General features: G+C 68.0%; 11 protein-coding genes and 1 other RNA gene. All 12 read left to right on the forward strand.

Translation table 11 applies throughout. The annotated features are described in order from the left end of the window. The coding region (locus QZ753_RS18915) for a hypothetical protein (RefSeq protein WP_294645933.1) at positions 1–194 on the forward strand (194 nt) is incomplete at its 5' end. Between the two features lie 52 nt (positions 195–246). Continuing rightward, entirely contained in the window at positions 247–789 is a 543-nt protein-coding gene (locus QZ753_RS18920) for a lytic transglycosylase domain-containing protein (protein ID WP_294645934.1), read from the forward strand. A gap of 65 nt (positions 790–854) precedes the next feature. Beyond that, positions 855–1,247, forward strand: an RNA gene (gene rnpB / locus QZ753_RS18925) — RNase P RNA component class A. A gap of 500 nt (positions 1,248–1,747) precedes the next feature. After that, complete coding sequence (gene mraZ, locus QZ753_RS18930; protein WP_294645936.1) at positions 1,748–2,209, forward strand: division/cell wall cluster transcriptional repressor MraZ; 462 nt, start codon at positions 1,748–1,750, stop codon at positions 2,207–2,209. Beyond that, complete coding sequence (gene rsmH / locus QZ753_RS18935; protein WP_294645937.1) at positions 2,206–3,243, forward strand: 16S rRNA (cytosine(1402)-N(4))-methyltransferase RsmH; 1,038 nt, start codon at positions 2,206–2,208, stop codon at positions 3,241–3,243. Before mraZ ends, rsmH begins: the two co-directional genes overlap by 4 nt. A 3-nt stretch (positions 3,244–3,246) precedes the next feature. Continuing rightward, positions 3,247–3,603, forward strand: coding sequence for a hypothetical protein (locus QZ753_RS18940; protein WP_055888501.1), 357 nt, complete (start codon positions 3,247–3,249; stop codon positions 3,601–3,603). Then, the gene (locus tag QZ753_RS18945) at positions 3,600–5,324 is read left to right on the forward strand and encodes a penicillin-binding protein 2 (protein ID WP_294645939.1); all 1,725 of its coding nucleotides are present in this window, start codon (positions 3,600–3,602) and stop codon (positions 5,322–5,324) included. Before QZ753_RS18940 ends, QZ753_RS18945 begins: the two co-directional genes overlap by 4 nt. Before the next feature lie 115 nt (positions 5,325–5,439). Beyond that, a complete protein-coding gene (locus tag QZ753_RS18950; RefSeq protein ID WP_294645941.1) occupies positions 5,440–6,888 on the forward strand; it encodes a UDP-N-acetylmuramoyl-L-alanyl-D-glutamate--2,6-diaminopimelate ligase in 1,449 nt (482 codons plus the stop codon). Continuing rightward, positions 6,885–8,357 carry a UDP-N-acetylmuramoylalanyl-D-glutamyl-2,6-diaminopimelate--D-alanyl-D-alanine ligase gene (locus tag QZ753_RS18955; protein ID WP_294645943.1) on the forward strand — a complete coding sequence of 491 codons (1,473 nt, stop codon included), beginning with the start codon at positions 6,885–6,887 and terminating at the stop codon, positions 8,355–8,357. Before QZ753_RS18950 ends, QZ753_RS18955 begins: the two co-directional genes overlap by 4 nt. Positions 8,358–8,360: 3 nt before the next feature. Continuing rightward, positions 8,361–9,443, forward strand: coding sequence for a phospho-N-acetylmuramoyl-pentapeptide-transferase (gene mraY / locus QZ753_RS18960; protein ID WP_294645944.1), 1,083 nt, complete (start codon positions 8,361–8,363; stop codon positions 9,441–9,443). Positions 9,444–9,451: 8 nt separating this feature from the next. Beyond that, on the forward strand, positions 9,452–10,846 hold the full coding sequence (gene murD, locus QZ753_RS18965) for a UDP-N-acetylmuramoyl-L-alanine--D-glutamate ligase (RefSeq protein ID WP_294645946.1): 1,395 nt from the start codon (positions 9,452–9,454) through the stop codon (positions 10,844–10,846). A gap of 3 nt (positions 10,847–10,849) precedes the next feature. Beyond that, the coding region (locus QZ753_RS18970) for an FtsW/RodA/SpoVE family cell cycle protein (protein WP_294645948.1) at positions 10,850–11,295 on the forward strand (446 nt) is incomplete at its 3' end.

Raw genomic sequence — 11,295 nt, forward strand, 5'->3', positions numbered from 1 at the left:
ATGGGGACGATCACGACCCTTCACCGTCTCCTGACGAGCCTGCCGTCGATCCTCTAGAGAATGTATGGCCGGCTTACGTTCGTCTCGAATTGTTTCAGGCTGAAATGTTCCGTGATCGCCGCGACACATTGGCGGTGAATTGCTCCGGCAAAAACTCTTTCGTCATCGCCGCCGCGTATCCGGGCGGCTTTTGAGGGGGCCGGCTGCTCGTCCGTTCGACGCGCGCCGACAATCCACGGAACCAAAATGAACCGTCTGCCTGCCGCGGCCTGCGCCGCGACGCTTCTGCTTGCCCAGATTTCTGCCGCTCAAGCCGATACCGCTTCATCCACGTCCCTGGCGCCCGTCGCCGAACCGTCCATCTCCGAGCAGAAGCCGACCGATCCGGTCGAGGACACGAACGACACGCTGGCCGCGCGCCCGTTCGCCGACATCATCGCCCGCGAGGCGAAGGCCAATGATATTCCCGTCGAGCTCGCCCATGCGATCGTCTCGGTGGAGAGCAACTACAAGATCGAGGTGACCGGCCGGGCCGGCGAGATCGGCCTGATGCAGATCAAGCCCGCGACCGCGCGGGACATGGGCTTCGAGGGGGACTCGAGCGATCTCTACAATCCCGCGGTCAACATCAAGTACGGCATGAAGTATCTGGCGGGCGCCGAACGGCGTGGCGGCGGCACGCTTTGCGGCACGATTCTCAAGTACAATGCCGGGCACTATTCCAAGCGCATGAACCCGACCTCGGCGCGCTACTGCCAGAAGGTCAAGACGGTCCTCGCCTCGCTCTGATCCGACCGCGCGATCGGCTCGTCGGCGCTTGACAGCGCCCGGCCGCCGGGCGACACCGCCCGCAGCCAGCCGGCCGGGCGACCGCTGCCGCAATCGTCGAAAGACCGCGGGGGAGGAAAGTCCGGGCTCCTAGGAGAAACGGTGCCGGGTAACGCCCGGCGGGGGTGACCCCAGGGACAGTGCCACAGAGAGCAGACCGCCTCGCCACTCTCGGGTCGCGAGGTAAGGGTGAAAGGGTGGGGTAAGAGCCCACCGCGCGGCCGGCAACGGTCGCGGCATGGTAAACCCCACCGGGAGCAAGACCGAATAGGGACGACGCGGCGGGCAACCGCCGGCCCGCTCCGGGCCAGTCGTCCGGGTAGGTTGCACGAGGCGCCGCGCGAGCGGCGTCCCAGAGGAATGGTCGCCGCACGGTTTCGGCCGTCGCACAGAACCCGGCTTACAGGCCGGCTGGCTCCTCGACCGTCGGCCCATGGGATGGGCCCCCACCGCAACCACGGGATGCCGAGGGCGCCTCGGCGTGCCGGCGTCCGCGCACTCTTCAAGTACTGGCGCGAAGAGCCCCTAGCGTCGCACGCTGACAGGGCAACCACTCGCTTCGCAAACATTTCGAACGCGGCTTTGCTGCAACGCGGCGGGCTGTGTTTCGCGCGTACGAAATTTTTCAAGCAACTGTTTTTGCTAGATTATTTTCTTCCATGCCCCGCAGCGCAAGGGGTTCGAGGCGGGCGCCGGATGGGTCGATCCCATTGACCCCCATATAGGCCCATGTTATCCCAAAATTCACATTCGAAGGCCCGTTCAGGGCCGATTCCGAGCATGCCAGGACCTCGTTCGATCGCGTGAGATCGGATCAACCGTGCAACCTAAGGTTGCTTGGATGAGTCCTGCTGTGCCTGTTTCGGTGGAGCGGGGTTGGTGGAAGGGCTGGTGTCGGGCGGGGTGGGGTTCGCAGTTGGTGGAGCGGTTTCTTTCCAATGCGATCAACAACATCGACGCCAAGGGTCGCGTGTCGGTTCCGGCTCACTTCCGTCAGGTCCTTGCCGGCCGCGGCGTTCGGGACCTCTACGCCCTGCAGGCGATCGGGCATCCGGCGATCGACGTCGGCGGCGTCGATCTCTTGGAGCGCTACGAAGCCCGCATGGCCGCCGAGGATCCCTTCGGCGAGGACTACGCCGACATGTCGCTCTTCGCCTATGGCGACGGGGCATTCCTGAAGTTCGATGGCGAGGGGAGGATCATGGTGACCGACTTCATCCGCTCGCACACGGGCATCACCGACCGCGTCGCCTTCGTCGGGCGCAACCACTTCTTCCAACTCTGGGAGCCTTCCCAGTTCGAAGCCTATCGGGCCGAAGCGAGGGCGCGGCTCACCGCGCGCCGCCAGGGCCGAGGCGCGTTCGAGAGTACACCGGAATGATGGCGGACCACGGCTCGGCCCTCGTGCCGGCCGGTGGCGGACCGGTCCGCCACGTTCCGGTGCTTCTCGACCCCGTTCTTCAGGCGCTCGATCCCAGGCCGGGCGAGCGGTTCGTCGACGGCACGTTCGGCGCGGGCGGCTATTCCGCGGCGATCCTCGACCGCGGTGGGAGCGTCCTCGGCATCGACCGAGACCCGACGGCGATCGAGGGTGCGAGGCCGCTTCTCGAGCGCTATCCGAACCTGTCGCTCCATCCCGGCCGCTTCGGCGACCTTCGGGCGATCGCGGCCGAGCGCTGTGAGGCGCCGTTCGACGGCGTGGTCCTCGATATCGGCGTGTCCTCCATGCAGATCGACGATGCGGAGAGGGGCTTCTCGTTCCAGAAGGACGGGCCGCTCGACATGCGCTTGAGCCGCGCGGGACCGAGCGCCGCCGACGTCGTCAATCGCTTCAAGGTCGGCGATCTCGCGCGTATCCTGAACTTCCTCGGCGAGGAGCGGCAGGCGGGCCGGATCGCGCGCGCCATCGAGGCACGCCGGGCCGAGCGCCCGTTCGAGCGCACGCTGGATCTTGCCGGGCTCGTCGGCAAGGTCGTCGGCCGTTCGCACAAGGACCGGATCGACCCGGCAACGCGCACCTTCCAGGCGCTGCGAATCTTCGTGAACGACGAACTCGGCGAACTCGTGCGCGCGCTGGTGGCCGCCGAGCATGTCCTGAAGCCGGGCGGGCGGCTCGTGGTCGTGACCTTCCATTCGCTGGAGGATCGCATCGTGAAGCGCTTTCTGCGCGACCGCTCGGAGGCGGCGACAGGTTCGCGCCATTTACCGGATGTTCAGCATAAGGACGTCACATTCGAAGCTCGCAACAAGGCCGTGACGGGCGACGAGCGGGAGATCGCTCTCAATCCTCGCGCACGATCGGCCAAGTTGCGAGCCGCCGTCCGAACCGCGCTGCCGCCCCGGGGGCAAGCGGAGGCGACGGCCTTCGTCGATCTGCCATCCCTTGCGGACCTGCCGCCGTCCGGAGCTGCCTGACCCATGCTGAAGACGCTCGACGTCCTTCTCGTCGCCATCGTCCTCGTCGTCGCGACGTGGACCTTCGGCCAGAAGTATCAGGCCGAATCGCTCGAGCACGAGGTGATGCTGCTCGACCGCAAGATCGCGCAGGAGCGCGAGACGATGCAGCTGCTCGAGGCCGACTGGAGCCTCCTCAATCAGCCCTTCCGCCTCGAGGCGCTGGCGCGCAACTTCGACGCCGTGCTCCAGCTGAAGCCGGTCGAGCCGCAGCAGATCGTCGAGCCGAACCAGCTTCCCGCCGTGCCCGCGCCTCCGGCTCCCGAGGAGGCCGCGCACAGCTCCAAGATCGCATCCGCCAGCCAGGGCCGCATTCGATGAAAGCCTTGCGCAAGCTTCTCTCCGGCCTCGGGCTGACCGCTGCCGCCGCGCCCGCGACGACCGCAACGGGCCTCCGCCGCCGCCGCGTCGAGGCGCCGCGCAACAAGCCGCGCTTCGTCATCGCGACGGGGCTGTTCTGCGCGATCTACCTCGTGATCGGCGGTCGCCTCGTCTATCTCGGCACGCAGTCGGATCCGAACGACACCTATCGCTCCGCTGCGGGGCAGGGGCCTGTGACGCGCCCCGACCTCCTCGACCGCAACGGCGAGGTGCTGGCGACCGACATCAAGACCGCCTCGCTGTTTGCCGAGCCGCGCCGCATCGTCGACGCGGACGAGGCGACGGAGTCGCTCCTCACCGTCCTGCCCGACCTCAACCCGAAGATCCTGCACGCGCGCCTGTCCTCCAAGGCGGGCTTCGCCTGGCTGAAGCGCGAACTGACGCCGCGCCAGCAGCAGGAGATCATGGCGCTCGGCATTCCCGGTATCGGCTTCCGGACCGAGAAGAAGCGCTTCTACCCCGGCGGTCCGACCGCAGCCCACATCGTCGGCGTGACCAACGTCGACAACCAGGGCATCGCCGGCATGGAGAAGTATGTCGACGACGCGGGCTTCCGTGATCTCCAGCAGCTCGGTTTCGCCGGCAACGACAAGCTGGAGCCGGTCAAGCTGTCGATCGACCTGCGCGTCCAGCACATCGTGCGTGACGAGCTCGTTGCCGCCATGGCCAAGTACAAGGCGATCGCCGCCGGCGGCCTCGTCATGGACATCCAGACCGGCGAAATCATCGCCATGGCCTCGCTGCCCGACTACGATCCGAACTTTCCGGGCGACGCGCTGAAGAAGGAAAACCTCAACCGCATCTCGGCCGGCACGTTCGAGATGGGGTCGACCTTCAAGATCTTCACGACCGCGATGGCGCTGGATTCGGGCCTCGTTCGCTACAACGACGTGTTCTCGACGACGCCCTTCCGCGTCGCCGGCTTCACGATCAAGGAGTTCCACGGCAAGGGCCGCCCGCTCTCGGTGCCCGAGATCTTCGAGTATTCCTCGAACGTCGGCTCCGCCCGCGAGGCCGACCTCGTCGGTATCGAGGGGCACAAGGAGTTCCTGACGCGCATGGGTCTCCTGTCGCGCATCAAGACCGAGCTGCCCGAGACGGCGATGCCGACGCAGCCCAAGCAGTGGAAGAAGATCAACTCGATGACGATCGCCTTCGGGCACGGCGTCTCGACGACGCCGCTGCAGACGGCGGTGGCCGCGGCTGCGATCGTCAACGACGGCTGGTACGTGCCGCCGACCTTCCTGCCGCGCACCAAGGAAGAGGCGGACAAGATCAAGGTGAAGGTCCTGAAGGACCAGACCTCGGCCGAAATGCGCGAGATCTTCAAGCTCAACGGCGTGTCGGGCTCGGGCAAGAGCGCCAACCCGCCGGGCTATCATGTCGGCGGCAAGACGGGCACGGCGGAAAAGGTCGTCGCGGGCCGCTACTCCAAGGACATGCGCTTCAACGCCTATGTCGGCGCCTTCCCGATCGAGAAGCCGCGCTATCTGGTGCTCTCGATCATCGACGAGCCCAAGAAGGAAGAGGGCAAGTACGCGGCGACCGCCGGCTACAACGCCGCGCCGATGGTCGGCAACATCGTACGCCGCGCCGCCACCTTCCTCGACGTGAAGCCCGACTTCGGGGAAACGGGCAAGTCGCTCCTCGTGTCGTACTGACGTCAAAATGCTTCAACAGGCTCGCCCCGTGTTCTACAGGACGAGCCCACGAGACGAACCCGGAAAAGCCGGCGGGCCATCCGCCGGCTTTTCCATGCGATGCGGAAGATGGTGAATGAAGCTTTGCGATCTGGCCGAGGACCTCGCCACGGGGCCCAGCGATGACACGGTCGACGTCACCGGCCTGACCTCGGATTCGCGGCAGGTGCGGCCCGGCATGCTGTTCGCCGCGCTCGCCGGCACCAAGGGCGACGGCGCGGCCTTCGTGGACGATGCGGTCGCGCGGGGCGCGGCTGCCGTGCTTCTGCCGGCGGGTGTCGAGGCTTCGCCGGCCGTCCCCGTCCTGCGCAGCGGCGACGCGCGCCGCGCGCTCGCCCGCATGGCCGCGCGTTTCTACGGCCGCCAGCCGGACCACGTCGTGGCAGTGACCGGCACCAGCGGCAAGACCTCGATCGCCGCCTTCACGCGCCAGATCTGGACGATGTGCGGGCTGAAGGCCGCCTCGATCGGCACGACCGGCGTAGTGTCGCCGACGCGCGACGAGTACGGCTCGCTGACGACGCCCGAGCCGGTGGCGCTCGCCCGTCTGATGGCGGAACTCGTCGACGAGGGCGTCACCCATGCGTCGATGGAGGCGTCGAGCCACGGCCTCGACCAGCGCCGGCTCGACGGCGTGGAACTGAGGGCCGCCGGCTTCAGCAATCTCGGCCGCGACCACATGGACTACCACCCGACGGTGGACGACTACTTCCGCGCCAAGATGCGCCTTTTCGACACGCTGCTGCCGAAGGGCGCGCCGGCCGTGATCTACGCCGACGACCGCTGGTCCGCCGCAGCCACCGAGGCCGCGCAGCGGGCCGGCGCCACCGTGATGACGGTCGGCAGCAACGGCGGCTTCCTGAGGCTGAAGCGGCTGGAGCACGAGCGTCATCGGCAGGTCGCCGAGATCGAGGCGGCGGGCAAACTCTACCGCATCGTGCTGCCGCTGGCCGGCGAATTCCAGATGGCGAACGCGCTTGTTGCGGCGGGCCTCGCGATCGCGACGGGCCGCAACGTCGACGACGTCCTGCCGGCGCTGGAGCACCTGAAGGGCGCCCCCGGTCGCCTGGAACTTGCCGGCACGACGGCCGACGGGGCGCCGGTCTTCGTCGACTACGCCCACAAGCCCGAGGCGCTGGAGAACGTCCTGTCGTCCGTGCGCCCGTTCACCACCGGCCGCGTGATCCTCGTGTTCGGCTGCGGCGGCGATCGCGATCGCGGCAAGCGCCCGATCATGGGCGAGATCGCGCAGCGGCTCGCCGACGTCGTGATCGTCACCGACGACAACCCGCGCTCCGAGGTGCCGGCCACGATCCGCGCCGAGATCCTTGCCGCCGTGCCGGAGGCCGAGGAGATCGGCGACCGCCGCGCGGCGATCCGCCACGCGGTGGAGCAGGCGCGGGCAGGGGATACGGTGATCGTCGCCGGCAAGGGCCACGAGAACGGCCAGACGGTCGGCGCGGACACGCGGCCCTTCTCGGACCACGAGGAAGTGCGCGCCGCGATCGCGGAGGCGTCCCGATGAGCGCGCCGCTCTGGACCGGCGAGGCGCTGGCCGCCGCAACCGGCGGGCGGCCGATCGGCGCGATGCCGGCTGCGGTCACGGGCGTGTCGATCGACACCCGCACGCTCCAGCCGGGCGATGCCTTCTTCGCCATCAAAGGCGACGCCTTCGACGGGCACGCCTTCCTGCGTCAGGCTGCGGCAGGCGGTGCCTCGATGCTGGTCGTGGCCGAGAAGAAGCTGCCGGCGCTCGGCGCGATCGGCCTGCCGATCGTCGTCGTCGACGATGTGTTGAAGGCGCTCGAGCGCCTCGGCTCGGCGGCGCGCGACCGCTCCGCGGCCCGCATCGTCGCCGTCACCGGCAGCGTCGGCAAGACCACGACCAAGGATGCCCTGCGCCATGTGCTCGGCGACCAGGGCACGGTGCATGCCTCGGCCGCATCGTTCAACAACCATTGGGGCGTGCCGCTGACGCTGGCGCGCCTTCCCGCCGACACGCGCTTTGCCGTGTTCGAGATCGGGATGAACCACCCGGACGAGATCCGGCCGCTGGTGAAGCTCGTGCGCCCGCATGTCGCGGTCATCACGCTGATCGCGGCCGCCCATCTCGGCTTCTTCAAGAGCCTTGAGCACATCGCCGAAGCCAAGGCCGAGATCTTCGAAGGTGTCGTGCCGGGCGGCACCGCGGTCCTCAACGCCGACGACCCGATGACGGCCTACCTGATTCAGGCCGCGCAGGCAGCCGGCGTCACGCGCATCACGACCTTCGGCGAGGAGGAGACCGCGGACTACCGGCTGGCCGGCTTCCGCCCTTCGGCTTCCGGCTCGCGCATCGTGGCGCGCATCGACGGGACGCAGGTCGAGGTCCAGCTCGGCTCGGGCGGCCGTCACCTCGTGCAGAACGCGCTGGCGGTGCTCGGCGCGGCCGATCTTCTGGGCGCCGACGTCGAGCAGGCGGCAAAGTCCCTCAGCTCCTGGCGCGCCGGCAAGGGGCGCGGCGAGCGGCATGTCCTGCCGCTTCTGGGCGGCAGCGGCGAGTGGACGCTGATCGACGAGAGCTACAACGCCAACCCCGCCTCGATGCGCGCGGCGCTCGCGCTTCTGGCGCAGGGCGCACCGGGTCCGAGCGGCCGGCGGATCGCCGTTCTCGGCGACATGCTGGAGCTCGGCGAGTTCTCGAGCGATCTCCATGCCGAGCTCGCCGGCCCGATCCTCGACGCCCATCCCGATCTCGTGCTCCTCTGCGGGGCCGAGATGAAGGGCCTCGACGGCGCGCTTGAGCGGCTCGTGCGCCACGAGTGGTTCGCCTCGCCGGACGAGCTTCGCGAAAGCCTCGTCCGGCATCTTCGCCAGGGCGACGTCGTGATGGCGAAGGCCTCGAAAAGCATCGGTTTTTCCAAGATCGTGGACGATCTGATCCGCATCCACACCCCGCCCGCCGAGGCGGCGTCCGGCATGTCCGCCCCTTCCGATCTCGGCCAGGGAGCCTGATCCATGCTGTCCTATCTCGCCACGCTCGCCGACGACGCGCAGCTCTTCAACGTCTTCCGCTACATCACCTTCCGCACCGGCGGGGCGATGATCACCTCGTTCATCGTGGTGTTCCTGTTCGGCCCGGCGATCATCGCGAACCTGCGCCTGCGCCAGGGTCGGGGACAGCCGATCCGCGCCGACGGACCGCAGACGCATTTCAAGAAGGCCGGCACGCCGACGATGGGCGGCCTGATGATCCTCTCAGGGTTCCTGGTCGCGACCCTGCTCTGGGCCGAGCTCACCAACCTCTATGTCTGGATGGTGCTGCTGGTCACGATCGGCTTCGGCTCGATCGGCTTCTACGACGACTATCTCAAGGTGACGAAGCAGAGCCACAAGGGCTTCTCGGGCAAGTCGCGCCTCGGGCTGGAGTTCCTGATCGCGCTCGCCGCCGGCGTCATGGTGATCCTCGCGCAGCAGGGGTCCTTCGCGAGTTCGCTCTCGATCCCTTTCTTCAAGTCGCTCCTGATCGACCTCGGCTGGTTCTACGCCGCCTTCGCGGCCTTCGTGATCGTCGGGGCCGGCAATGCCGTCAATTTGACGGACGGGCTCGACGGTCTCGCCATCATGCCGATCATGATCGCGGCGGCCGCCTTCGGCCTGATCGCCTATCTCGCTGGTAACACCAACTTCGCCAACTACCTGCAGATCCACTACGTGGCAGGCACCGGCGAACTCGCCGTCGTCTGCGGTGCGGTGATCGGGGCGGGCCTTGGCTTCCTCTGGTTCAACGCGCCGCCGGCCGCGATCTTCATGGGCGACACCGGGTCGCTCGCGCTCGGCGGCCTCGTCGGCGCCATCGCGGTCGCGACCAAGCACGAGCTCGTGCTCGGCGTGATCGGCGGCCTCTTCGTGATCGAGGCCCTGTCCGTCATCATCCAGGTCGGCTGGTTCAAGATGACGGGCCGCCGCGTCTTCCTGATGGCGCCGATCCACCACCATTTCGAGAAGCTCGGCTGGACCGAGAGCCAGGTCGTCGTCCGCTTCTGGATCATCGCCCTGCTCCTGGCCTTCGTCGGCCTGTCCACGCTCAAGCTGCGCTGAGGCTCGGGATGATCGCCGCCCATACGTTCAAGGATCGCAACGTCGCCCTGTTCGGTCTCGGCGGGTCGGGTCTGGCGACGGCCCGTGCGTTGCAGGCCGGCGGCGCGCGCCTCACCGCGTTCGACGACAATCCTAAGAGCGTCGAGGCGGCGCGGGCCGAGGGCATTCCGACCGGCGATCTGCACGATCTCGACTGGGCGGGCGTCGAGGCGCTCGTCCTGTCGCCCGGCGTACCGCTGACGCACCCGAAGCCCCATTGGGCCGCCGACCTCGCCAATGCCGCCGGCGTGCCTGTCATTGGCGACATCGAGATCTTCGTGCGTGAGCGACAGGCATCGACCCCGCGCGCGCCCTTCGTCGCCATCACCGGTACCAACGGCAAATCGACCACCACGGCCCTGATCGCCCACTGCCTCAAGGCGTCGGGCCGCGATACGCAGCTCGGCGGCAATATCGGCGTCGCGGTGCTGACGCTGGAGCCGCCGCGGCCCGACCGCTTCTATGTGGTCGAGTGCTCGTCCTACCAGATCGACCTCGCGCCCTCGATCGCGCCGACGGTTGGCATCCTCCTGAACCTGACGCCCGACCATCTCGACCGCCACGGCACGATGGAGAACTACGCCGCGATCAAGGCGCGCCTGCTGCAGGAAGCGGGCACCGCGGTCATCGGCGTCGACGACGACTACTGCGACGGCATCGCCGACTGGCACGAGAGCGAAGGCAACGTCGTCGTGCGCATCTCCAAGGAGCGCGCACTCGACGACGGCGTCTATTTCGCGGACGGCGAGGTGCGCGTCGCAGATAGCGGAGTGGTCACGGCGCGCTTTCCGCTCGCCGGCATCGGCTCACTGTGCGGGCGCCACAACGGCCAGAACGCCGCCGCCGCAGTCGCGACGCTGATGGCGCTCGGCCTGTCGGACGACGAGATCATGGACGGCCTTCGCTCGTTTCCGGGCCTCGCCCATCGCATGGAAGAGGTGGGACGGCGCGCCAGGGTGCTCTTCGTCAACGACTCCAAGGCAACCAACGCCGACGCCGCCGCGCCCGCGCTCGGCAGCTTCGAGCGCATCCACTGGATCGCCGGCGGGCTGCCCAAGGAGGGCGGCATCGCCTCGCTGGAGCCACTCTTTTCCCGCGTCGCCAAGGCTTATCTGATCGGCGAGGCGGCACCGTCCTTCGCCGCCGCTCTTGGTGAACGAATTCCTTACGAAATTTCCGGTACCCTGGAGGTCGCGGTCGAGGATGCGGCGCGCGACGCGGCCGGGACGGGCGAGGACGAGGTCGTCCTCCTGTCGCCGGCCTGCGCGAGCTTCGACCAGTTCCGCAATTTCGAGGTGCGTGGCGACACGTTCCGCCAGCTTGTGGCCGCGCTGCCTGCGACCGAACCGTCTCCGAAGGGTTGAGCCATGTCGAGCCGCGCCAAGAAGGGCCTGATCACGGACTGGTGGTGGTCCATCGATCGCTGGTTCCTCGCCGCCTTCCTGATCCTGATGATCGGCGGCATGGTGCTGTCCTTCGCGGCGAGCCCGCCGGTGGCCGAGAAGATCGGGCTTGAGCCGTTCCACTTCGTGAAGCGCCACGCGCTGTTCCTGTTCCCCTCGATCGCGGCCATGCTGGCGACCTCGCTGCTGACGCCGCGGGGCGTGCGGCGCATGTCGATCATCATGCTGGCCGGCTCGCTGGTCGTCATGGTCATGGCGCTGTTCTTCGGCATGGAAGTGAAGGGCGCGCGGCGCTGGATGGACTTCGGCCCGCTCAGCGTCCAGCCGTCGGAGTTCATGAAGCCGGCCTTCGTCGTCACCTGCGCCTGGCTCTTCGCCGAGCGCTCGCGCCGTCCGGACGTGCCGGGCAA

This window comes from uncultured Aureimonas sp. (genome assembly GCF_913775355.1).
Lineage (GTDB): Bacteria > Pseudomonadota > Alphaproteobacteria > Rhizobiales > Rhizobiaceae > Aureimonas.